Annotated in this window: 23 protein-coding genes; 8 read left to right on the top strand and 15 right to left on the bottom strand. The window is 56.6% G+C overall.

The window, feature by feature from the left end:
• Positions 1–70: 70 nt before the first annotated feature.
• Entirely contained in the window at positions 71–1,249 is a 1,179-nt protein-coding gene (locus PSES9_RS0101045) for a vWA domain-containing protein (RefSeq protein ID WP_010483151.1), read from the top strand.
• A 41-nt stretch (positions 1,250–1,290) separates the two neighbouring features.
• On the opposite strand, the gene PSES9_RS0101040 is transcribed toward PSES9_RS0101045, so the two are convergent.
• The 3 genes from PSES9_RS0101040 to PSES9_RS0101025 form a co-directional block, all read right to left on the bottom strand.
• Entirely contained in the window at positions 1,291–1,815 is a 525-nt protein-coding gene (locus PSES9_RS0101040) for a DUF2937 family protein (protein WP_010483150.1), read from the bottom strand.
• Between the two features lie 24 nt (positions 1,816–1,839).
• Positions 1,840–2,616 (bottom strand): class II glutamine amidotransferase, encoded by a 777-nt coding sequence (locus PSES9_RS0101035; protein ID WP_010483149.1) that lies wholly within the window; start codon positions 2,614–2,616, stop codon positions 1,840–1,842.
• Between the two features lie 245 nt (positions 2,617–2,861).
• Complete coding sequence (locus PSES9_RS0101025; RefSeq protein ID WP_010483148.1) at positions 2,862–3,335, bottom strand: hypothetical protein; 474 nt, start codon at positions 3,333–3,335, stop codon at positions 2,862–2,864.
• A 113-nt stretch (positions 3,336–3,448) separates the two neighbouring features.
• On the opposite strand from PSES9_RS0101025, the gene PSES9_RS0101020 reads away from it, so the two are divergent.
• Complete coding sequence (locus PSES9_RS0101020) at positions 3,449–5,479, top strand: S9 family peptidase (RefSeq protein WP_010483147.1); 2,031 nt, start codon at positions 3,449–3,451, stop codon at positions 5,477–5,479.
• A 104-nt stretch (positions 5,480–5,583) separates the two neighbouring features.
• Positions 5,584–6,057, top strand: a complete 474-nt coding sequence (locus tag PSES9_RS0101015; protein ID WP_010483146.1) for a cyclic nucleotide-binding domain-containing protein — start codon at positions 5,584–5,586, stop codon at positions 6,055–6,057.
• Between the two features lie 99 nt (positions 6,058–6,156).
• Here the strand turns inward: PSES9_RS0101015 and PSES9_RS22855 are convergent, their stop codons facing one another.
• Complete coding sequence (locus PSES9_RS22855) at positions 6,157–6,504, bottom strand: hypothetical protein (protein WP_010483145.1); 348 nt, start codon at positions 6,502–6,504, stop codon at positions 6,157–6,159.
• A 133-nt stretch (positions 6,505–6,637) separates the two neighbouring features.
• On the opposite strand from PSES9_RS22855, the gene PSES9_RS0101005 reads away from it, so the two are divergent.
• Both PSES9_RS0101005 and PSES9_RS0101000 read left to right on the top strand, forming a co-directional pair.
• On the top strand, positions 6,638–7,009 hold the full coding sequence (locus tag PSES9_RS0101005; protein ID WP_010483144.1) for a YajD family HNH nuclease: 372 nt from the start codon (positions 6,638–6,640) through the stop codon (positions 7,007–7,009).
• 56 nt (positions 7,010–7,065) lie between these two features.
• A complete protein-coding gene (locus PSES9_RS0101000; RefSeq protein ID WP_010483143.1) occupies positions 7,066–7,533 on the top strand; it encodes an RNA methyltransferase in 468 nt (155 codons plus the stop codon).
• Positions 7,534–7,624: 91 nt separating this feature from the next.
• Here PSES9_RS0101000 and PSES9_RS0100995 read toward each other — a convergent pair whose 3' ends face one another.
• The 4 genes from PSES9_RS0100995 to PSES9_RS0100980 all read right to left on the bottom strand — a co-directional run bounded on the left by PSES9_RS0100995 (position 7,625) and on the right by PSES9_RS0100980 (position 10,937).
• Positions 7,625–8,362: an S-methyl-5'-thioinosine phosphorylase gene (locus PSES9_RS0100995; RefSeq protein ID WP_010483142.1), complete on the bottom strand. Its 738-nt coding sequence runs from the start codon at positions 8,360–8,362 to the stop codon at positions 7,625–7,627.
• Positions 8,363–8,372: 10 nt separating this feature from the next.
• On the bottom strand, positions 8,373–9,371 hold the full coding sequence (gene nagZ, locus PSES9_RS0100990) for a beta-N-acetylhexosaminidase (RefSeq protein ID WP_177313034.1): 999 nt from the start codon (positions 9,369–9,371) through the stop codon (positions 8,373–8,375).
• A 21-nt stretch (positions 9,372–9,392) separates the two neighbouring features.
• Complete coding sequence (locus tag PSES9_RS0100985) at positions 9,393–9,917, bottom strand: L,D-transpeptidase (RefSeq protein ID WP_010483140.1); 525 nt, start codon at positions 9,915–9,917, stop codon at positions 9,393–9,395.
• 312 nt (positions 9,918–10,229) lie between these two features.
• Positions 10,230–10,937 (bottom strand): TetR/AcrR family transcriptional regulator, encoded by a 708-nt coding sequence (locus tag PSES9_RS0100980; RefSeq protein WP_010483139.1) that lies wholly within the window; start codon positions 10,935–10,937, stop codon positions 10,230–10,232.
• A 258-nt stretch (positions 10,938–11,195) separates the two neighbouring features.
• Between PSES9_RS0100980 and lexA the strand changes: the two genes are divergently transcribed.
• Both lexA and sulA read left to right on the top strand, forming a co-directional pair.
• Positions 11,196–11,804, top strand: a complete 609-nt coding sequence (gene lexA, locus PSES9_RS0100975; protein ID WP_010483137.1) for a transcriptional repressor LexA — start codon at positions 11,196–11,198, stop codon at positions 11,802–11,804.
• A gap of 10 nt (positions 11,805–11,814) precedes the next feature.
• Positions 11,815–12,288 carry an SOS-induced cell division inhibitor SulA gene (gene sulA / locus PSES9_RS0100970; protein ID WP_010483135.1) on the top strand — a complete coding sequence of 158 codons (474 nt, stop codon included), beginning with the start codon at positions 11,815–11,817 and terminating at the stop codon, positions 12,286–12,288.
• A gap of 153 nt (positions 12,289–12,441) precedes the next feature.
• On the opposite strand, the gene PSES9_RS0100960 is transcribed toward sulA, so the two are convergent.
• The 6 genes from PSES9_RS0100960 to fadB form a co-directional block, all read right to left on the bottom strand.
• Positions 12,442–12,675 (bottom strand): hypothetical protein, encoded by a 234-nt coding sequence (locus PSES9_RS0100960; protein ID WP_010483133.1) that lies wholly within the window; start codon positions 12,673–12,675, stop codon positions 12,442–12,444.
• Between the two features lie 76 nt (positions 12,676–12,751).
• Positions 12,752–13,270, bottom strand: a complete 519-nt coding sequence (locus PSES9_RS0100955; protein ID WP_010483131.1) for a DUF6586 family protein — start codon at positions 13,268–13,270, stop codon at positions 12,752–12,754.
• 124 nt (positions 13,271–13,394) lie between these two features.
• Positions 13,395–16,007: a type I DNA topoisomerase gene (topA, locus tag PSES9_RS0100950; RefSeq protein WP_010483129.1), complete on the bottom strand. Its 2,613-nt coding sequence runs from the start codon at positions 16,005–16,007 to the stop codon at positions 13,395–13,397.
• Between the two features lie 103 nt (positions 16,008–16,110).
• Positions 16,111–16,359: a DUF1653 domain-containing protein gene (locus PSES9_RS0100945; RefSeq protein ID WP_010483127.1), complete on the bottom strand. Its 249-nt coding sequence runs from the start codon at positions 16,357–16,359 to the stop codon at positions 16,111–16,113.
• A gap of 127 nt (positions 16,360–16,486) precedes the next feature.
• A complete protein-coding gene (gene fadA, locus PSES9_RS0100940) occupies positions 16,487–17,662 on the bottom strand; it encodes an acetyl-CoA C-acyltransferase FadA (protein WP_010483125.1) in 1,176 nt (391 codons plus the stop codon).
• A gap of 29 nt (positions 17,663–17,691) precedes the next feature.
• Positions 17,692–19,839: a fatty acid oxidation complex subunit alpha FadB gene (fadB, locus tag PSES9_RS0100935; protein WP_010483123.1), complete on the bottom strand. Its 2,148-nt coding sequence runs from the start codon at positions 19,837–19,839 to the stop codon at positions 17,692–17,694.
• Positions 19,840–20,317: 478 nt separating this feature from the next.
• On the opposite strand from fadB, the gene PSES9_RS0100930 reads away from it, so the two are divergent.
• Positions 20,318–21,139: a hypothetical protein gene (locus tag PSES9_RS0100930; RefSeq protein WP_029529304.1), complete on the top strand. Its 822-nt coding sequence runs from the start codon at positions 20,318–20,320 to the stop codon at positions 21,137–21,139.
• Between the two features lie 110 nt (positions 21,140–21,249).
• Here the strand turns inward: PSES9_RS0100930 and PSES9_RS0100925 are convergent, their stop codons facing one another.
• Positions 21,250–21,687, bottom strand: a complete 438-nt coding sequence (locus PSES9_RS0100925) for a hypothetical protein (RefSeq protein WP_010483119.1) — start codon at positions 21,685–21,687, stop codon at positions 21,250–21,252.
• Between the last annotated feature and the right edge of the window lie 8 nt (positions 21,688–21,695).

Below are 21,695 nucleotides of genomic sequence, written 5' to 3'. Positions count from 1 at the left end.
GCCAGCCAAGCCTGCCTGCGAGGGCCGAAGCGCAGCAGCCCGATCCGAACCTACACATGAGGGTGCAGCCATGCTGCTTAACCTATTCAACGAAATGCGTGCAGCCAAGGTGCCGGTCTCGGTGCGTGAGTTGCTCGACCTGATCAACGCGTTGAAACACAACGTGGTGTTCGCTGACATGGACGAGTTCTATTACCTCGCCCGCACTATTCTGGTTAAGGACGAGCGCCACTTCGACAAGTTCGACCGCGCCTTCGGCGCCTATTTCAATGGCCTGGAAAACCTCAACCAGCATATTGAAGCGCTGATCCCGGATGAATGGCTGCGCAAGGAGTTCGAGCGTTCGCTCAGCGAAGAAGAACGCGCCAAGATCGAATCCCTCGGCGGCCTGGACAAACTCATCGAAGAGTTTAAAAAGCGTCTCGAAGAACAGAAAGAGCGCCACGCTGGCGGTAACAAGTGGATTGGCACGGGCGGCACAAGCCCCTTCGGTTCAGGCGGATTCAACCCGGAAGGGATTCGTGTTGGAGATGCCGGCAAGCGCCAGGGTAAAGCCGTGAAAGTGTGGGACCAGCGCGACTATAAGAACCTCGACGACCAGGTTGAGCTGGGCACGCGCAACATCAAGGTTGCACTACGCCGCCTGCGCAAGTTTGCCCGCCAGGGCGCCGAAGATGAGCTGGATCTCGATGGCACCATCGACCATACCGCCAAGGACGCAGGCCTGCTCAACATCCGCATGCGACCGGAGCGACGCAACACGGTCAAACTGCTGATCCTGTTCGACATCGGCGGCTCGATGGACGCCCACGTCAAGGTTTGTGAAGAGCTGTTTTCCGCGTGCAAGACCGAGTTCAAGCACATGGAGTACTTCTACTTTCACAACTGCATTTATGAGTCGGTGTGGAAAAACAACCTGCGCCGCACCTCCGAGCGTTTCTCCACCCAGGACCTGCTGCACAAGTATGGCGCTGATTACAAAGTCGTATTTGTCGGGGATGCGGCCATGGCGCCCTATGAAATCACCCAGGCCGGTGGCAGCGTCGAGCACTGGAACGAAGAACCAGGTTATCTGTGGATCAAGCGCTTCATGGAGAAATACAAGAAACTCATCTGGATCAACCCCTACCCCAAAGACACCTGGGGCTACACCGCCTCGACCAACATCATTCGTGAACTGGTCGAGGACAAGATGTATCCCTTGACCTTGCAAGGCCTAGAAGACGGCATGAAGTTGCTGTCCAAATAAGCAAATGCCGCAGGCTCACCTGCGGCAGCGCTTGAGCATGCTTATCGCCAATGACGGTCACGCACGCGACGATTCTGGCCACCGCCAAGCAGTTGTACAATGGTCACCAGCAACAGTTCGACCAGCAACGCCAGCAACAAGGCGCAGACAATTCCCCAGGCAATCGCCTCGGGCACCAGTAACACCTGGAAGCTATAGGCCGCGTAGGTTTCCCTGAGCAACTCGGAATCGGCAGCGGTAGCCAGATGCCAAACCTGCTGATACCAGGGGCCATGCATGGCTTTGGATTCAGCCTTAAGCCAGTCCGAACGCATCACCAGGGTATTGACGCTCTTTGCATCGCTTTGCATCACCGGATCATCACTGGCCTGATAATGCGCCACCAAGGCAAGCATATCGCCCTTGAAAAAGCGTTTTGCAGTGTCACGGAAGCCTTGCAGGCTTTGCTCGGACTCCTGCAGGTGCGCATCGACACGCTTGCTGTAATCGTCGATATAGCCAGGCACCTGCACACCGACCAGCAAGCCCAAAGCAAACAGCGCCAAGCGTAGATAGCTTTTAAACATCCGCCCCCTCCCCTTTATTCCTGGTTAATCCGCCAGGCCTTGTGCGATACATTCCCCCGCGCGCCACAAACGCCACTCTCCCGGCTGGTACAAATTCCAGCTCTCGTTATTGGTCAATGGCGCCGTTGCCAGCACTGTGACTATGTCATTGGGCGTGGTTTCTGACTGAAAATCGACCTGCACATCAACATCCGTCAACTGTGCCGGCCCGAAAGGTGCGCGACGGGTGATATGGGCTAGCTTGCTTGAACAAAAGCTAAATAGCCAATCGCCATTACTGAGCAGGCAATTGAAAACGCCCTTTCGCCGGTAGGCGGCACAGGCCTGAACCAAGGTCGGCAACATTTGCTCGACCTCAACCGCACAGGGAAACTCAGCCCGTAGCCGGTTGAGCAAATCGCAAAAGGCCGCTTCACTGTCCGTATCGCCAATGGGCTGGTAGAAGCCCAGTTCGGGAGCAAAGTCCGCCAACTGGCCGTTGTGGGCAAAACACCAGCTACGCCCCCACATTTCGCGTACGAAGGGATGAGTATTGGCCAGGCAGACCCGGCCAACATTGGCTTGGCGAATATGCCCGATCACCACTTCGCTCTTGATCGGGTAGCGCTGCACCAACTTTGCCACTTCCGACTCATAACTGGCGCTGGGGTCTTGGAACAAGCGCAGACCGCGCCCTTCATAAAAACCTATCCCCCAGCCATCGCGGTGCGGGCCGGTACTGCCACCGCGCTGCATCAGCCCGGTAAAGCTAAAAACAATATCAGTCGGCACGTTGGCACTCATGCCCAACAGTTCACACATCCTGTTTTCTCCAACCGCTGTAGTAACCTGGACGCACTATGGTTTTCAGGGATTTCTCAGCGCCTTGCCATTGCGCAAAGTGCGTTTGCACAAGATTAGCCCAGGCGCTACCCGGCAGTCGCCCGCCATATGCAGGTTGCGATAGTTTTTGTTCGGCGGGGTAAGCTTTGCCAGTCGCACTCAGTTGCCAGCAAAAGCAAGAAAATCAAGCCACTTGCCGGTGCGGGCAAGCGGCTTGATCAAGGCTAGAGTCTTGGCTCTACACGCATGCCGTGGCGGTCATGCTGGGCATAGGTGGGCTCGGCATCGCCATCATCCATGATTTCACGCAGGGTGCGTGGGTCTTGCTCCTCTTCAGGCTCCAGCCTGGCCTGGCGACGTTCTTTCCACCAACGCTCGATTGGCCAGCGAATGGCCACGAAAACCAGGTAGGCGGCAAAGGCAATCATGCCGTAAAGGGCCAGATCAGCCACTGCACGCCAGAGGTTATTACCCACCTTGAATAAAATATCCAGGGCACTAACCGCGATAGCCGGGGCAAACAGCTCCTTACCCGGGTCGACAATGGTCGGGCTGAATAACAAGACCGCGACCAGAACCCGCAAAGGTTCGCGCACGTAACGCCACATCCAGCGGGTTAAACGGAACCAAACCAGTAGGCAGCCCAACGCGGCAACGGCGTAGACGGCCCATGCGAGTAGGTTTTCGTTCTCAAACATAAGGTGGCAAATCCCTGGCAAGATGGCGGGCATGTATGGTGGCCCTTATGATAACGACTTTTACGCCCAACGGCGCCCCTGCCGTCGGTACTCAATGATTCCGGAGTAATCCCATGGCCAACGCCCCTATCGCCCGCAGTGAGGCTGGCAGCGATCCCTATCGCTGGCTGGAAAATCGCGACAGTGAAGATGTTCTCCAGTATCTACGGGCCGAGAATGACCACCTCGAAGCGCAACTGAGCGATCAGGCCGAGCTGCGTGAGCACCTTTTCCAGGAGATTAAAGGCCGCATCCGCGAGACCGACCTGTCGCTGCCCTCGCCCTGGGGGCCTTATTTGTACTACCAGCGCACCACCGCCGGTGATGAATACCCGCGCCACTACCGCTGCAAACGCCCGGCAGATGGCTCCCACACTGTCGATGAAAGCAGCGAGCAATTGCTGCTCGACCCAAACGAACTGGCCGACGGCGGATTCTTTTCCCTCGGCGCCTTTAGCATCAGTCCTGATCATCAGCGCCTGGCTTACAGCACCGATACCAGCGGCGAAGAAATTTACCAGCTGCATGTCAAGCAACTCAGCGATAACAGCGTCCAGACCCTGGCTTTTGAAGATTGCGATGGCAGCATGGTCTGGGCCAACGACAGCCAAACGCTGTTCTTTGTCGAACTCGATGAAACCCATCGCCCGCATAAGCTTTACCGCACCAGCCTGGGCAGCGACAAGGCCGAATTGGTGTTTCATGAGCCCGATGGGCGTTTCTTTATGCACTGCTACCGCGCCTCATCGGAACGCAAGCTGATCCTGATGCTGGGCAGCAAGACCACCAGCGAAGCCTGGGTTCTGGATGCCGAGACGCCCGGGCAAGCCTTCAGCTGCGTGGCCCCACGCCAGGAGGATCACGAATACGACGTTGATCACGGCCTGCACCATGGCGAATGGCAATGGTTTATTCGCAGTAACCAGAGCGGTATCAACTTTGCGCTGTACCGCGCGCCCGAGCATGCCTTCACCCGCGATCACTGGATTGAACTGCGCACCCATGACGACCAGGTGATGATCGACGGCATGACGCTCAATGCCAATGCATTGCTGCTAAGCCTGCGTGAGGGCGGCTTGCCGATCATTGAAGTAACACCCACCGGCTTGCCGAGCTATCGCGTCAGCCTGCCGGATGCGGCCTACAGCCTCTATGTGCAGGATGCGCTGGAGTTCGAGAGCGACAACATGCGCCTGCGCTACGAGGCGCTCAATCGCCCCGCCCAGGTTCGCCAGCTGAACCTGGCCACGGGTGCGCAGCAGGTGCTCAAGGAAACGCCGGTCGAAGGCCCGTTTGATGCCGATGCCTATGTCAGCCAAAGGGTCTGGGCAACGGCAGGAGATGGCCAGCAAATCCCGATTAGCCTGGTCGCACGCAAAGACTTGATCGGCACGCCCTGCCCGCTTTACCTCTATGGTTATGGCGCCTATGGCGAATGCCTCGACCCATGGTTCTCCCACGCACGCCTGAGCCTGCTTGATCGCGGTGTGGTATTTGCCATCGCCCATGTACGCGGCGGTGGTGAGTTGGGCGAAGCCTGGTACCGCGCAGGTAAACTGGAGCACAAGCACAACAGCTTCGATGACTTTATCGCCTGCGCCGAACACCTGTGCGCAATCGGTTACACCCGCCGTGAACAACTGGTCATCAGCGGCGGTAGTGCCGGGGGCTTGTTGATGGGCGCGGTGCTTAACCAGCGCCCGGATCTGTTCGCCGCTGCCATTGCTGAAGTGCCTTTCGTCGATGTGCTCAACACCATGCTCAACCCGGACCTGCCGCTCACTGTCACCGAATACGATGAATGGGGCGACCCGAACCAACCCGAGGTGCATGCCACCATCAAGGCCTACGCGCCTTATGAGAACGTCAGCGCCCAAGCCTATCCGGCCATGTTGGTGGTGGCCGGCTACAACGACAGTCGAGTTCAATATTGGGAAGCAGCTAAATGGGTGGCCAAGCTGCGGGCCAGCAAAACCGACCAGAACCTGTTGTTGCTCAAGACCGAGCTGGATGCGGGCCATGGCGGCATGAGCGGTCGCTACCAGGCGCTCAAGGACGTTGCCCTGGAATACGCCTTTATCTTCAAGGTTCTGCAGCTTGGCTAGCGGCCTCAAGATATCTTGTGAGCACCCGCCTGTGCGGGCGTTCACAACTTTGACCACGCCAGGACTGGCATGCTTGAGCCACCTGGAAACGGCCTTGAAAGACGATGACTGAGCGCTCATACCTGATCAACGAAATACGCGACATGCTGCTCGACAGCGGCCTGTTCAATAGCTTGCACCCTGCCGATGTCCTGGCGGCGGCGGGCTATTTCAGCATCAGCAAGTATGAGCCTGAACAATTGATATGCAGCGAAGGTGAGGCTGGCACCTTTATGTGCGTCATTCATTTCGGCGCCGTATCGGTCTGCAAGACCAATTCAAACGGCGACACTGTTGAAATCGCCAAGCTGCGCAAGGGGCGCGCCTTCGGTGAAATGGCAGTGCTCGACGGCGAGCGCCGCTCAGCCAGTTGCGTGGCGGTGAGTGACTGCACCTTAGTGGTTCTATCACGGGACTCGCTGGAAAAAATGATCAACGAATCGCCAAAGGCCGCCGCCAAACTCGTCCGAGCGATTGCCGTGGCCATGTCCAAGCGCTTGCGCATGGTGGACGGTCAACTTGTGGAACAGCAGCTTTGAGAGCGTTACAACCACTCCGTAGGGTGCGACAACGCGAAGCTGGGCAAGCACGTACTTGAACGCGCTGGCCAGCGGTGACTGAAAAAAGCGTAAGCCACCCTACTGTTCGGGCTTTTGCTCTTGCTTGAACCCCTCGCGGTTGCGCTGCAGTTGCTCTTCAAGCTCGGGAATAGGTTCGTCCGCCGGGCTCAAGGTGGTGGTTGGCCTTTGCTGGCGGATCGGTTGGTTAACCGAATTGTTAAGCAGGCGTGGGCTACTGGCTGGCGCACCACCTGGCGTTGAACGCAGTCGCGGTTGATCATAGGGCTGTGGGGTTGGGCTGCCCGGTGCACCTGCAGACGAACCACTGCCGGAACCGAGAGTGCCGTAATTCTGTGCCAGCGCCGGCGCCGCCGTGGCGCATAGACTCAGCGCCACAGCGCCGATAATGGGTTTCATGCCTTGCATAGCAACCTCCAATAATCCCCGACCTCAGTTTAGCGCCTCTGCCTGACATTGGACGGCAGGTTATCAAGACAGTTCTCGCTGAGCGACACTGGCGCTAAACTGACAGCCAAGGTCACTTACTCGGACAACCTCCATGAATTCGCAAAAGCCACCAGCCACCGCCAAGCTAGACCGTATCCTTGCTGACGCCCAGCGCAGCCGCGAAGAAGGCTATCGCGACAAGGCACTCAAGATGTATCCGCACGTCTGTGGTCGCTGCGCTCGTGAGTTCTCCGGCAAGCGCCTGAGCGAGCTGACCGTTCATCACCGCGATCACAACCATGACAACAACCCGCAGGACGGTTCCAACTGGGAACTGCTTTGCCTGTTTTGCCACGACAACGAGCACTCGCGATACACCGACCAGCAATACTTCTCTGAGTCATCGACCGGCTCGCCGAAAAAAACCCAGGTCACCCACAACCCATTTGCCGACCTGGCGGCGCTGCTTAAAAGCAAAGAGTAATCACCGGCGCGCAACTGCACGTATAATCAGCGCCTTTTGCGCAAAGGGCACAGGCCGTGGCGAACAAACGATACAGTTGCATTGGCTTGGTCAACCCGAAGTCACCCGACAACGTAGGCTCTATCATGCGGGCTGCAGGTTGCTACAGTGTCAGCAGCGTGTTTTATACCGGCACCCGCTATGACCGCGCCAAGGACTTTGTCACCGACACCAAGCGCGTGCATCTTGATATTCCATTGATCAATATCGACGACTTGCAGAAGATCATTCCGCTGGGGTGCACGCCCGTGGCCGTGGAGTTGGTTGATGGCGCCCACGCCTTGCCGGAATACACCCATCCTGACCGCGCGATCTATATCTTTGGCCCGGAAGACGGCTCGCTCAGCAAGGAAATTCGCGCCTGGTGCGAAGATGTGGTGTACATCCCCACTCAAGGCTGCATGAATCTCGCGGCGACGGTGAATGTAGTGCTCTACGACCGCATGGCCAAGGGCAATAACACCAAATCCGGGCCAAAGTTCTAGGTCGGATAATACCGCAGGGCTTGATTAGCACTAACCAGGCAGGCAACTCGACAGGGTGTGCAACGCCAAGCGCGCCCACCCTTTACCCGAATCAGGCGCTCAGCACCCGCGCCAGGACGGCCTTGACCTTGTCCATCCCCTCGACCAGCGCCTGCTCGATCTGGGCCATGGTAATCAGCTCATTGCTCTTGCCGGCAGCCGGGTTAACCACCAGCGACAGACAGGCATAAGGCAGCGTCAACTCACGCGCCAATACTGCTTCCGGCATGCCGGTCATGCCAACAATATCGCAGCCATCGCGCTCCATGCGGGCGATCTCGGCCATGGTTTCAAGACGCGGACCTTGGGTCGCACCATAAACCCCATGATTACTGAATTCACAGCGCTCGGCAGCCAATGCCTGGCAAAGCTTGCTGCGCAGCGCCTCATCATAAGGATGACTGAAGTCGATATGGGTCACGTGCTCCAGCTCGCCGGCGAAGTAGGTGTGCTCGCGCCCGCTTGTGTAGTCAATGATCTGATGCGGCACGCAGAAGTGCCCGGTCCCCATGGCCATATGGATACCACCGACGGCGTTGACCGCAACAATGGCCTGGGCTCCCGCCTCTTTCAACGCCCACAAATTGGCGCGGTAATTGACCTGGTGCGGTGGAATTCGATGCGGATGACCATGGCGCGCCAAAAACAACACTTCGCGTCCTGCGTATTCACCTCGCAGCACCGGTGCGGACGGTGCACCAAAGGGCGTATCGATATTCAGCGCAGCGGTAATGGTCAAGCCTTGCAACTGCGTCAGGCCAGTGCCACCAATGATCGCGTAGACAGTCATCTCGTTATCCTTATTCAACCAACTGTGCAGCGCGCAATGCGCCAATAGCCTCAAGCCAGCGCGGACTCTGACGGTATTCTATGCCCGGGAATGCCTGGCGACGCATCCGCCCCAAACCGTCAGGCGCGACTACATTGAGGCGCTGCGCGGCACTCAAGGCCAACTCGGCTGCTGCTCGATCATTGCAGACCAGGCCCATGTCGCAACCGGCATTGAACGCCGCTTCGATTCGGCACGCCGCATCGCCAACTACATGGGCGCCCGCCATCGACAGGTCATCACTGAAGATCACACCCTCGAAGCCAAGTTCGCCACGCAGGATGTCTTGCAACCAACGGCGTGAGAAACCGGCAGGCTGATCATCGACTTTCGGATAGATAACGTGCGCTGGCATCACCGCGGCCAGCTGATTTCCCAACTGGGCAAATGGCTGCATGTCCTGGCTGCGGATCTGCTCAAGGCTGCGCTCATCCACGGGAATTGCTACGTGCGAATCAGCCTCTGCCCATCCGTGCCCGGGGAAATGCTTGCCTGTTGCAGCCATGCCTGCCTGGCCCATGCCACGAATAAACGCACTGGCCAGTTGCGTCGCACGCTGCGCATCGCCCTCGAAGGCGCGGCTACCGACCACGGCACTGCGCTGATGATCGAGATCCAGCACCGGTGCAAAGCTCAAATCCAGGCCTGCGGCCAACACTTCGACAGCCATGATCCAGCCACAATACTCGGCAAGCTGCTCGGCATTGGCATTATCGGCAATAGCACGCATTGCAGGTAATCGCACAAAACCCTGGCGCAATCGCTGCACCCGACCGCCTTCCTGATCGACAGCAATTAATAAATCCGGGCGAATTTGCCGAATAGACGTACTCAATTCACGCACCTGGCGCGGATCTTCAATATTGCGTGCGAATAAAATCATGCCGCCAACTTGCGGTTGACGCAGAATCTGGCGGTCTTCGGCAGTCAGCCAGGTGCCGTCAATGTCGAGCATCAACGAGCCTTGCAAAGGTGAGCTCACAAGAAATCCTTAATCAAGAGGTATAGCGGCCCAGTCAGGGCACGGTGCTTCATCTATCACCAGCGCGCAGTTGACCGGCACTTGCGGGAACAGTTGCTCAATGTCGACGTTGCGCAAACGAATGCAGCCGTGGGAAAGCGGCCTTCCCATCGGCTCGGTATCCGGCGTGCCATGCAGGTAAATATAGCGGCGGAAGGTATCGACATTGCCCATGCGATTGCGTCCGGGCTCACAGCCACTGAGCCAGAGAATCCGGGTCAGTATCCAGTCTCGCCCAGGAAACGCTTCGGCCAGCGCTGCCGACCAAATCTCCCCGGTCCAGCGGCGGCCGCGCAATACAGCAGCCAACGGCAGGCCAGCGCCGATTTTAGCGCGCACCTGATGTCGCCCACGGGGCGTACAGCCGGAACCGTTTTTCTCGCCAACACCATTAAGTGCGGTTGATACCGGCAGGCGCAGCAACAGTCGTCCATCAGCAAAACCATAGAGGCGCTGATCGGCAATTGAGATATGTATGAAATCAAGAGTAGCCATGGGCAGCTAGCTTAGCGGATCAGCCCCGCCAAGCCCACCCGGGAACCTCTGAAAAAACTACTGAGCCAGAGATAAGGGCGCTAAATAATCCGCACTGACTTCAGGCTGGACGAACTTCAGCTGGGCAACCCTTGCTGCCCCCCCGAAGGACTGGTAGAGCGAATCAAGTGCTCATTTAGTTCGCTATGACGAAGTGCAAAATCGGTCGCTTTTTCACATTCTTCGACTCGCTGCGCTGACCCTTCAACGGCTATTTCCGCGTGTCGCTTGCACCATAGTCACTCGTGACCGGTTTCAAGGGATGCCAAGACATCAAACCTTGGCTGCGACGGGCGGATTTTTTACCCGTGGACGCAACTGTGCAGCCGCCAAAGCCGGATCACTCAAGCCTGATTCCGAACGCATACCGGCGGCGAGAAACGGCACCATCAGGCGCATCACCTGTTCGATCGAAGTATTGACCCCAAAATCGGTTTCCGACATTGCCCGCAGTGCCTTGATCCCGGACATACTGAATGCCGCGGCGCCCAGCATAAAGTGCACGCGCCAGAACAGTTCGAGCGGCGGGATACGCGGCGCGGCCTCGTGAACCAGCATCATGTAGCGGCGGAACACCTTGCCATAGACTTCTTCGAGATATTTACGCAAGTGGCCCTGGCTCTGACTGAATGCCAGGCCGAGCAGACGCATGAAGATAGAGAGATCGTTACCACTACGCGGCTTGACCGCAAGCGCATGCTCGACCAGCAGTTCAAGGAGCTCTTCGAGCGTTGCCTGGGTGTCTTGCTTGGCCTGGCGACGGTCCAGTTCACGCTCGAGACTGGCACAAAAAGGCCCGAGAAAGCGCGAGAACACCGCTTGAATCAGGGCTTTTTTCGAACCGAAATGATAGTTCACTGCAGCGAGATTGACCCCAGCCTTGCTGGTAATCAAACGCAACGAGGTTTCCGCAAAACCTTTTTCGGCAAACAGTTGCTCTGCAGCATCCAGAATGCGTTCAACAGTTTCCGACTGGGCCATTATCTATCACCTAACAAACACTTGTTTGAAACATACGTTTCAGTTCTATGCATTGTCAAGCATTGCAATGCTGTCTTTTGCATCGACCCTCAGGGTTGAGGAATCACGTCTATGCAAGACGTCCAGCAAAGCCATCAAGTAACAGGTCCGCACAGAGAAAATAGCACGATTAAATTAACCAATTGCAAAAGTATGATTGCCAAGCCGCTTTCACTGTATATAATTCCAGTCACTGTATATAAAAACAGAGCCAACCCAATGATAAAGCTGACGCCCCGCCAAGCTGAGATTCTCGCCTTCATCAAGCAATGCCTTGAAGACAACGGCTTCCCACCTACCCGTGCGGAAATTGCCCAGAAGCTCGGTTTCAAATCTCCAAACGCCGCCGAAGAGCACCTCAAGGCGCTGGCCCGCAAAGGCGCAATAGAGATGACCCCCGGCGCCTCGCGTGGCATTCGTATTCCTGGCTTCGAACCTAATGCAGAAGAAGACGGCCTGCCCGTCATCGGACGAGTGGCCGCTGGCGAGCCGATTCTGGCGCAGCAACATATCGAGGACTCATGTCGCATCAACCCCGAGTTCTTCCACCCCAAGGCTGACTACCTGCTGCGCGTTCGCGGCATGAGCATGAAGGACATCGGCATATTCGATGGCGACCTGCTGGCCGTGCATACCACCCGCGAAGCGCGCAATGGCCAGGTTGTCGTGGCACGCATTGACGACGAAGTCACGGTAAAACGCTTCAAGCGCGAGGGCAGCAAAGTCTGGCTGATCGCCGAAAACCCGGAATTTGCGCCAATAGAAGTCAATCTCGAAGAGCAGGATCTGGTTATTGAAGGGCTAAGTGTCGGCGTCATCCGCCGCTAATGGAGTATTTATGCAGCTGTCTCAACCGCTAAACCAGACACAACTTCCACTGTTCGAGGCTTTTATGGCTGCCAGTGCCCCCGCACTGCCGCAGGAAGCACTCAAGGATGCCTGGCAGGAACAACCCCAGGCATTTAGCGAATTGTCGCTCAGAGGCGCTACGAGACACTGCCTGACTCTGCTCGCCCCGATCCTGCGTGAACTCAGCGAAAATGACAGCGAACGCTGGCTGACCCTGATTGCACCGCCCAGCAACCTGACCCAAAGCTGGCTGCGCGAGGCCGGTCTGAACCGTGAACGCATCCTGCTACTGCACCCGCGCGGCGAGCAAAGCGCACTGCATCTGGCAGAAGAAGCGCTCAAGCTGGGCCGTAGCCACACCGTTGTCAGCTGGTTTCACCCACTTGAGCGTGCAGCGCGCCAGACACTTGAAAATGCCGCCCGTGAAGGCGCTGCGCAAAGCCTGAACATCAGCCTGGGCTGAATGCGCAGAAAGGTGGACGGCCTTTTCTTGCCCCACCCTGCTCCTGCGCAACTATGCTGGGCTGCGAGCCAGACAGTCGCCTCGGGCGAACAGGTAGAGGATGACTTGATTGAGCACTAACGGGCCTTTTACAGGGCGGTAGATGCGACTGACTCAGTGAAGAACCCGCGCTTCGCCTTCATGCTGAAAATCATTCTCGGCCAGGCGACCTGCCATTTGCACACCCACATTAAGCATCGCCTTGGCTACTTCTACGTGCTGACCTTGCAGGAATGACTTCGCGTCTGATGAGAAATCCAGCACTACAAGCGCCTCCTCATCGTCTGCACGGCGCAAGGCGATACGGCCATCTGGTAGTTCTACGATTTCTAAAAACGAAGTAGGCATAGGTTTGAGTCTCCACGTTAGCGGTGCATTGTAGCAGCCGACGGGAGCCTCACCCTAGCCCGCTGATCAATAAGACCTACCACTCGCTGAGCGTTTCGCGGAAACGTCGTGCCAAGGCAGTGATATCTTTGCGCCAGGCCTCGAGTGTTTCACGCTCAAGCAACTCCGGCTCATGATCAATACTGACCGCCACTATCAAAGGCGTAGCCGGATCGACCTTGGCCTTGTGTGGCATCTGTGGCGGCTTGTGCAGGTTTTTGTAGGCTTCGAGCAATTGCGCCAGCCAGGTCTCAGGGTTGGCTGCCAATTCAATCAACTCGGAAAACTCGGGGCTTGGCGCAGCCTCCAGCATCGAAACATCTAGCAAAACCTCAATCCGGGTCGACTGGCTGTTGGCCAAGCGATAATAACCGGCGATCTCGTGACACAGGCCCAATACAGCGCCGAACAGATGGAACAACGCAGCTTCGCGCTCAGCCTGAACCAGGCCCTGGGCATTGATCGCGCGCGACTCTTCAGCCTTGCGCCAGGATTCCAGCGCCAGGCCCGCGTAAAAGATTTTTTGGTTGGTGCGGGTATACAACTCGTTAGCCATGACTCACCACTCCTCGACAGATCAGCGATCAACGCCCGACCAGGCTGAACGACCCGGCCAGGTCAACTCTGGGCCAGCTACAGGCCCAGCCGTGCCGGCCCCAAGGCTTGCACGGCTGCTCTGATCAACGCTTCTTGTCTTCGACCTTCCACTTACCGCCGTCAAAGAATGCTTTCCAGCCTGTAGGCTTGCCATCGACCTCAGTCTGTACATATTGCTCTTTGGTTTTGCGACTGTAACGAATAACTGCCGGACGGCCTTCCGGATCTTTCTGTGGCGCACTGAACAGGAACTCGTACTTCGGGTCGATCTCGTCTTTGTGCGGCAGGATCTCGATTACCAGTGGAGCACGAGTCTCGCGATTCTTTGGAAACTGGCTGGCGGCCAGGAACAGACCCGAGGCACCGTCGCGCAGCACGTAGGTGTCATCCACCTTCTCGCACTTGAGTTCCGGCATCTTCACCGCGTCCATCTTCGGTGGCGCGGGCTCGCCGCTGCGCAGCAATTTACGAGTGTTTTTGCAGGCGCTATTGGTGCAACCAAAGAACTTGCCGAAACGGCCGGTCTTCAGTTGCATCTCGCTGCCGCATTTATCGCACTCAAGGCTCGGGCCCTCGTAACCCTTGATCCGGTATTGGCCTGTCTCGATCTCGTAGCCCGCACAATCCGGGTTGTTACCGCAGATATGCAGTTTGCGCGTTTCGTCCAGTAGATAGGCATCCATGGCGGTGTCGCAAATTTTGCAGCGATGCTTGCCGAGCAACACCAGGGATTCCGACTCACCCTCATCGTCCGCGGCAATTTCATCGCCAGGCACCAGGTTGATGGTCGACTTGCAACGCTCTTTGGGCGGCAAGCTGTAGCCAGAACAACCAAGGAACACCCCGGTCGATGCGGTACGAATCATCATCGGACGACCGCACTCGCGACAGGCAATGTCGGTCAAGGTCGGCGTATTGGCACGCATGCCAGTGTCACCGTCGGCCGCCACTTCAAGCTTTTTCTTGAAATCGCCGTAGAACTCGTCAAGCACGTTCTTCCACTCGCGCTCGCCCTGGGCAACGTCATCGAGATTCTCTTCCATGCCGGCGGTGAAGCCGTAATCCATGAGATTGGAGAAGCTCTCAGAGAGTCGCTCGGTAACGATGTCGCCCATCTTTTCCGAATAGAAACGACGGTTATGCAGGGCAACGTAGCCACGATCCTGAATAGTCGAAATGATCGCCGCGTAGGTCGATGGGCGACCAATGCCACGCTTTTCCATTTCCTTGACCAGACTGGCTTCGGAGTAACGTGCAGGGGGCTTGGTGAAGTGCTGGCTAGGATCGAGCTTGATCAGCTTGAGCGCCTCGCCCTGCTTCATCTCAGGCAACACAGCGTCATCGCCGGCCTTGCTCAGCTGTGGCAATACGCGGGTGTAACCATCGAACTTGAGAATCCGGCCCTTGGCGCGCAACTCGAAATTCCCAGCCTCGACGGTAACGGTCGTCGAAAGGTACTGCGCTGGCGGCATTTGGCATGCGACGAATTGGCGCCAGATCAGCTCATAAAGCCGCTCGGCATCGCGCTCCATGCCACTCAACTGAGTTGGCTTGGTATTGACGTCGGAGGGACGAATCGCTTCGTGGGCCTCTTGCGCGCCTTCCTTGCTGCTGTACATGTTTGGTTTTTCCGGCAGGTACTTCTTGCCGAATTCATCCTCGATGAAGCCACGCACCATGCTCACCGCATCAGCCGACAGGTTGGTCGAGTCGGTACGCATGTAGGTGATGTAGCCAGCCTCATACAAGCGCTGAGCCATCATCATGGTCTTCTTTACGCCAAAGCCCAGGCGATTGCTCGCCGCCTGCTGCAGGGTCGAGGTGATAAAGGGCGCAGAAGGCTTGCTGCTGGTCGGTTTGTCTTCACGCTTGGCGACACTGTAGCTGGAAGACTTGAGCGTCTCCAGCGCAGCTGTAGCCTGTGCTTCGTTGAGCGGCTTTAAGGCTGCGCCGTTTTCACGGGCGACTTCAAAACGTACGGTGTCTTTTTTGTCGGTGGCCAGGTCAGCGTGCACTTCCCAGTATTCTTCCGGGACAAAGGCACGGATCTCTTTCTCACGCTCAACCACCAGCTTGACCGCCACCGACTGCACACGACCGGCCGATAGACCGCGCGCGATCTTCGCCCACAGCAGCGGTGAAACCATGTAGCCCACGACGCGATCAAGAAAGCGTCGGGCTTGCTGGGCATTGACTCGATTGATATCGAGCTCGCCCGGCTTGGAGAATGCCTCTTGAATGGCTTTCTTGGTGATCTTGTTGAACCCCACGCGCTTGTAGCGGCTGTCGTCACCACCAATGGACTCGCGCAGGTGCCAGGCAATGGCTTCCCCCTCGCGATCCAAGTCGGTTGCGAGATAGATGGTGTCGGCGTCTTTGGCTAAGCGGCGCAGTTCATCAACGACTTTCTCTTTGCCGGGGAGGATTTCGTACTTGGCTTTCCAGCCATGTTCGGGGTCGACTCCCATGCGCGCAACCAGTTGGCGCTTGGCTTTTTCCTTCGGTGACAGAGCCGGAGCCTCGCCCGCAGCGGCTTTTCCGCGCTTGGCCGGTTCTTTGGCCGCACTTGCCGAACCACTAGTAGGCAGGTCACGGATGTGGCCGATGCTCGACTTCACCACGTACTCGTTGCCCAAGTACTTGTTGATTGTCTTGGCCTTGGCCGGGGATTCCACGATGACCAGCGATTTACCCATGGATCAGAAAATTCCTGAATGTGAAGAAAAGAAAAGGCAGCAGACGCCTTGTCTGGCACCGCTATATATAGTGGCGCTTAAGGCAAGGTCAAGCTTAGGTGTTCTACTGAGTGCTTTGAGGTTGGTCAAAAAGTGGCGCTTCGGCTTCAATCAGGGCAAAGCGCGGAACGCTTTCTCCGTCGACATCAACACGCTCACAAAACATATCAAGCGGCCGGACCCAAAGCCCATAATCACCGTACAACGCCTGATAGACAACGACCTGCTGCTCAGTTTCGGAATGTTGGGCGACACCAAAAACGCGGTACTCGGGGCCTTTGTAGTGGCGGTAAAGTCCGGGTTTTATCTGCATCGCTGTGTATCCTTAAATTAAAATTTATCGCGGCGCGCCCCCTGAAAAGATAGCGCAGTATTGCTTCGATGATTTGCGAACAAACAAAAACCGGGGCACATGGCCCCGGTTTCACATCTCTAGACGATTAAACGCGTTCGAAGATGGTGCTGATGCCCTGACCGAGGCCCACGCACATGGTTGCAACACCCAAGGTGCCGTTGTTTTGCTTCATCACGTTGAGCAGGGTACCGGAGATACGTGCACCGGAACAACCGAACGGATGACCCAAGGCAATCGCGCCACCGTGCAAGTTAACCATCTGATCCATCTTATCAAGCACTTTGAGATCCTTGAGCACAGGCAATGCCTGGGCTGCGAAGGCTTCGTTGAGCTCCATAAAATCGATATCAGCCATGGTCAGGCCAGCACGCTTCAGCGCTTTCTGGGTCGAAGGCACCGGACCGTAACCCATGATTGCCGGATCAACACCTGCAACGGCCATTGCACGCACTACGGCTATCGGCTGGATACCCAGGTCCTGGGCACGCTGCGCCGACATCACGATCATGCATGAAGCGCCGTCAGTGATCTGCGAGGAAGTCCCCGCGGTAACGGTGCCGCCTTTCGGGTTGAACGCTGGACGCAGGGTTGCCAGGCTCTCAAGGGTTGTTTCCGGACGAATGGTCTCGTCGTAGTCGAAAACCTTGAGGAAACCATTCTCGTCGTAGCCTTCCATCGGGATGATTTCATCCTTGAAGTTGCCTGCGACTGTGGCCTTGTGCGCCAAGCGGTGCGAACGCTCGCCAAACGCATCTTGCTGCTCACGGGTAATGCCGTGCATTTTACCGAGCATTTCAGCAGTCAGGCCCATCATGCCCGACGCTTTGGCGGCATACAGCGACAAATGCGGGTTCGGATCGACGCCGTGCATCATGCCTACGTGGCCCATGTGCTCGACACCGCCAACCACGAATACATCGCCGTTACCGGTTTGAATAGCCTGCACGGCAGTGTGCAGGGCGCTCATTGAAGAACCGCACAGGCGGCTAACCGTCTGGCCTGCACTGGTGTGCGGGATCTGAGTCATCAGCGACGCCATGCGTGCGATGTTCCAGCCCTGCTCCAGCGTCTGGTTTACACAGCCCCAGATCACGTCTTCGACTTCAGCCGGATCGATCTTCGAGTTGCGATCCAGCACGCCGCGAATCAGGTTTGCCGACATGGTCTCGGCACGGGTGTTACGGTGCATGCCGCCTTTGGAGCGCCCCATCGGGGTGCGACCGAAGTCGACAATCACTGCATCTCTTGGGTTCAAGCTCATAATTTTACCCTCGCTAAATCGTTGCGCGATTAACCGAAAAACGTCTGGCCGTTCTTGGCCATTTCACGCAGCTTTTCAGTTGGCTGGTACAACGCGCCCAGATCGGCGTACTTATCGGCCAGGGCTACAAATTCCGCTACACCGATGCTATCGATGTAACGCAGTGCACCACCACGGAACGGCGGGAAGCCGATACCGTAGATCAGGCCCATATCGGCCTCGGCAGCGGTTTCGACGATGCCGTCTTCGAGGCAACGAACGGTTTCCATGCACAGCGGAATCATCATGAAGTTGATGATGTCTTCATCAGTCAATTCACGCTCTTCACGCACGATTTCCTTGAGCAGCTCGTAGGCTTTAGGGTCAACGACCTTTTTCGGCTTGCCGCGCTTGTCGGTCTCGTAGGCATAGAAGCCCTTGCCATTCTTCTGGCCCAGGCGATCTGCCTCGTACATCACATCAACCGCAGTACGGCCTTCAACGGCCATGCGATCCGGGAAGCCTTCAGCCATCACGTCACGGCCGTGGTGGCCAGTGTCGATGCCGACAACGTCAGACAGGTACGCCGGGCCCATTGGCCAGCCGAACTTTTCCATGACCTTGTCGATACGGGTGAAATCAACACCGAACTCAAGCAGCTTGGAGAAACCACCGAAGTAAGGGAACAACACACGGTTGACCAGGAAGCCTGGGCAATCGTTGACCACAACCGGGGTCTTGCCCATCTTCTTGGCATAGGCAACGGTAGTAGCGATGGCGGTTTCGCCAGATTTCTCACCGCGGATAACTTCAACCAGCGGCATCATGTGCACAGGGTTGAAGAAGTGCATGCCACAGAAGTTTTCCGGGCGCTTGAGCGCCTTGGCCAGCAGGCTGATGGAAATGGTCGAGGTGTTGGAAGTCAGGATCGCATCCTCACGAACCACGGCTTCAACCTCAGCCAGCACAGCTTGCTTGACCTTCGGGTTTTCAACTACAGCTTCAACCACGATATCAACGTGACCAAAGTCACCGTAAGACATGGTTGGGCGAATGGCGTTAAGCGCCTCAGCCATTTTGGCCGGGGTCAGGCGACCTTTTTCGACGCGCTTGCCGAGCAGCTTGGAAGCCTCGCTCAAGCCCATCTGGATACCCTCTTCGCGGATATCCTTCATCATGATCGGCGTACCTTTGACCGCCGACTGGTAGGCGATACCGCCACCCATGATGCCAGCGCCGAGCACGGCAGCCAGTTTCACGTCTTTTGCGATTTCGTCGTAGCGCTTGGCTTTTTTCTTCAGTTCCTGATCATTCAGGAACAGGCCGATAAGGCTTGCTGCAACCGGTGTCTTGGCCAGTTTCACAAACCCTTTAGCTTCAACTTCCAGCGCTTTGTCGCGACCGAAATTTGCAGCTTTCTGAATGCTCTTGATCGCTTCAACCGGCGCCGGGTAGTTCGGGCCAGCCTGACCAGCAACGAAACCTTTGGCGGTTTCAAAGCACATCATCTGCTCGATTGCGTTGAGTTTGAGCTTTTCCAGCTTAGGCTGACGCTTGGCCTTGTAATCGAGCTCACCGCTGATGGCACGCTTGATCAGGTCCAACGCAGCGGCTTGCAGCTTGTCAGCCTCGACAACGACGTCGACAGCGCCAGCTTTGAGTGCATCTTCAGCACGGTTTTCCTTGCCGGCGGCAATCCACTCGACAGCATTGTCGGTACCGATTACACGCGGCAAACGCACGGTGCCGCCGAAGCCCGGGTAGATACCCAGCTTGACTTCAGGCAAACCGACTTTAGCGCTGGTGGCCATGATGCGGTAATCCGCGGCCAGGCACATTTCGAAACCACCGCCCAATGCGATACCGTTGATAACGGCTACGGTCGGAACGCCAAGGTCTTCAAAATCGCTGAAGATCTTGTTGGCTTCAAGGTTGCCCGCGACCAACTCTTCGTCAGGCAGCTTGAAATTCTCAACGAATTGGGTGATATCGGCACCGACGATAAATACGTCTTTGCCGCTGGTAACAATCACGCCCTTGATCGAACCATCGGCCTTGATTGCATCTACGGACTGACGCAATTCGTTCAGGGTAAGACGGTTGAACTTGTTGACGGATTCACCCTTGAGGTCGAAATTCAATTCGACGATGCCACTTTCAAGAGCTTTAACCGTGATGGCTTTACCTTCGTAAATCATCAACTGATCTCCACGATATGGAAGCTAAACAGTACACATCAGAGCCAACCAGCAAGCTGCTCCACGGCTGAGCCGTCTAGAGTAGCGTGAAAATGCCTGGCACACCCACTGACGCGATATTCGAGCAGTAAAGGCGTTGTTTATGACAAACAAACGCTCAATTCATACGCCCGTTTGATTTGGGTCGGCACACATTCAGGGAAAAGACTGAACTTGTCAATTGTCGATCTGCGGTCGCAGTTTGGCAAAAGCCCTCTAAAACAGGCAAAGACCCAGTTACGGCGGGGCTTGCAAAGGATAATCAGCTAATCTTTTAGCGCATAATTCAGCACCGACAGCCAGGCAAGCCAAGGCGAGATCAGGCTGGCAAATCACTCTGCGGCCCGGTACATTTGACCGCAGATGTCAGGCAAGGACTCACCTTGGCTTGGCACCCAAAACAACAACGAACCCTAGCAAAGGGTCTATGGAGCACCGCATGACAAGCCAAATGCTTGCCATTTCCCTACGCACCTTGTTTGTATCCGCCCTGCTTCTGGTCAGCACACTCAGCCAGGCAGCAACCGCCCCGGCAGACAGCCTGCTAACGCTCCATCAAATGCGCCTGGACAGTCAAAAAAACCTCAGTAGCTTCTACATGTACAACAACATGGAGGGCGACCAGCGCTATGCGCAGATGATCAATGAATCGCTCAGCAACGCCAGCCAGGCCCTGGCCACCTTGCAAGACCTGAGCGGTGACAGTTCCAAAGCCCTGAGCGGCCAGTTGGTTGGACTCTGGAATGACTACCAGAACAACCTCAAGAATCTGGTCGAGACACTCAAGACGCAAGGCTATACAGACCTGCAACCAGTAGCAGACCTGGCTGAGCAGAATCAAAAAATCATGGCGCTGAGCGAGGAGCTGTACAACAAAATCCAGCAGGAAACTGGCTACAGCGTGCCACCCTTGATTCAGCAAAGCCGCAAGCAAAGCTTGCTGATGCAGGCTATTGCAGTCGATTACTCATCGCGCAGTGCATCCGTGGGGGCAACCTTCATGGGCGGCGGCGACAGTCGTAGCATGGAGGAGCTGGTCAACGAGTTTGCCGCCACCCTCAAGGCGCTCAGCCAGGCCCCCGAAAACACCGCCCAGACCACTAAAACACTGAACAATGTGGGCACCAAGTGGCATTACATTGAAAAATCATTGAAGAACTACAATGAAAACAGTGTACCCTTCTTGGTTAGCAAGTACTCCGACAGCATTATTGATGAGCTGGAACAGCTATCCTCGCAGTACGCGGCAGCATCGACTTAAGAGCTCAAGCAACAATGTCTATGAGTCACGTCGATATGCACACACAGAATTTACCGGCCTGCCTGGCCAACCTTCCAGCCCGGTGCTTGCATCGGGCTTTTCTTTGCCCGCTAGAAATAGCTTTTGAGAAAGTCCCTGATTGCCTCCAGCCCCTGCCCTTTGGCTTGCTCGCCCCAGCACACGGCGACCATTTGCGGGCTAAGTTCAGCCTTGTAGACATCTGCCGGCAAGCTCGCCAGGCGTTGCGCCAGTTCGCTGTCCGCGCAGGGCTCGCGCCACTGGTTGCACCATTTTCCTGGCTCAACCTGCCAATAACACCAGCTGTCTTGATGCCCCCGGCGACGCGCAAGATGATACTGCGGGCACGTCGCAGCCTGCCCGCGCTGCATCCAGTGCGGCCATTGCTGTTGCGAAAGGTTCATGGCCAGGCCGAACTGCCTGGCCTGCATGCGCACATCCATGCGGCCACGCAAACGCCTGGAGGGCATCAGCATCGCCAAGGGACTGAGCACACAAAAAAGCAATGCCAGTACTATCCACGTGGTCATAAGTTATA

It is taken from the genome of Pseudomonas sp. S9 (genome assembly GCF_000222125.1).
Classification (GTDB): Bacteria; Pseudomonadota; Gammaproteobacteria; order Pseudomonadales; family Pseudomonadaceae; genus Aquipseudomonas; species Aquipseudomonas segetis.
Note: the sequence above shows the minus strand (reverse complement) of the source record. Positions and strands in the feature narration are given on the sequence as shown.

What these genes read in the sequence shown, in the direction of transcription:
- PSES9_RS0100925 (WP_010483119.1), bottom strand. Translation starts at nt 21,687, where the DNA reads ATGACCACGTGGATAGTACTGGCATTGCTTTTTTGTGTGCTCAGTCCC.
- PSES9_RS0100945 (WP_010483127.1), bottom strand. Translation starts at nt 16,359, where the DNA reads ATGCAGATAAAACCCGGACTTTACCGCCACTACAAAGGCCCCGAGTAC.
- PSES9_RS0101035 (WP_010483149.1), bottom strand. Translation starts at nt 2,616, where the DNA reads ATGTGTGAACTGTTGGGCATGAGTGCCAACGTGCCGACTGATATTGTT.
- PSES9_RS22855 (WP_010483145.1), bottom strand. Translation starts at nt 6,504, where the DNA reads ATGCAAGGCATGAAACCCATTATCGGCGCTGTGGCGCTGAGTCTATGC.
- PSES9_RS0100995 (WP_010483142.1), bottom strand. Translation starts at nt 8,362, where the DNA reads ATGACTGTCTACGCGATCATTGGTGGCACTGGCCTGACGCAGTTGCAA.
- PSES9_RS0101040 (WP_010483150.1), bottom strand. Translation starts at nt 1,815, where the DNA reads ATGTTTAAAAGCTATCTACGCTTGGCGCTGTTTGCTTTGGGCTTGCTG.
- PSES9_RS0100980 (WP_010483139.1), bottom strand. Translation starts at nt 10,937, where the DNA reads ATGGCCCAGTCGGAAACTGTTGAACGCATTCTGGATGCTGCAGAGCAA.
- PSES9_RS0100955 (WP_010483131.1), bottom strand. Translation starts at nt 13,270, where the DNA reads ATGGCTAACGAGTTGTATACCCGCACCAACCAAAAAATCTTTTACGCG.
- PSES9_RS0101005 (WP_010483144.1), top strand. Translation starts at nt 6,638, where the DNA reads ATGAATTCGCAAAAGCCACCAGCCACCGCCAAGCTAGACCGTATCCTT.
- lexA (WP_010483137.1), top strand. Translation starts at nt 11,196, where the DNA reads ATGATAAAGCTGACGCCCCGCCAAGCTGAGATTCTCGCCTTCATCAAG.
- PSES9_RS0100930 (WP_029529304.1), top strand. Translation starts at nt 20,318, where the DNA reads ATGACAAGCCAAATGCTTGCCATTTCCCTACGCACCTTGTTTGTATCC.
- PSES9_RS0101025 (WP_010483148.1), bottom strand. Translation starts at nt 3,335, where the DNA reads ATGTTTGAGAACGAAAACCTACTCGCATGGGCCGTCTACGCCGTTGCC.
- topA (WP_010483129.1), bottom strand. Translation starts at nt 16,007, where the DNA reads ATGGGTAAATCGCTGGTCATCGTGGAATCCCCGGCCAAGGCCAAGACA.
- fadA (WP_010483125.1), bottom strand. Translation starts at nt 17,662, where the DNA reads ATGAGCTTGAACCCAAGAGATGCAGTGATTGTCGACTTCGGTCGCACC.
- PSES9_RS0101045 (WP_010483151.1), top strand. Translation starts at nt 71, where the DNA reads ATGCTGCTTAACCTATTCAACGAAATGCGTGCAGCCAAGGTGCCGGTC.
- PSES9_RS0100985 (WP_010483140.1), bottom strand. Translation starts at nt 9,917, where the DNA reads ATGGCTACTCTTGATTTCATACATATCTCAATTGCCGATCAGCGCCTC.
- PSES9_RS0101020 (WP_010483147.1), top strand. Translation starts at nt 3,449, where the DNA reads ATGGCCAACGCCCCTATCGCCCGCAGTGAGGCTGGCAGCGATCCCTAT.
- PSES9_RS0100960 (WP_010483133.1), bottom strand. Translation starts at nt 12,675, where the DNA reads ATGCCTACTTCGTTTTTAGAAATCGTAGAACTACCAGATGGCCGTATC.
- fadB (WP_010483123.1), bottom strand. Translation starts at nt 19,839, where the DNA reads ATGATTTACGAAGGTAAAGCCATCACGGTTAAAGCTCTTGAAAGTGGC.
- sulA (WP_010483135.1), top strand. Translation starts at nt 11,815, where the DNA reads ATGCAGCTGTCTCAACCGCTAAACCAGACACAACTTCCACTGTTCGAG.
- PSES9_RS0101015 (WP_010483146.1), top strand. Translation starts at nt 5,584, where the DNA reads ATGACTGAGCGCTCATACCTGATCAACGAAATACGCGACATGCTGCTC.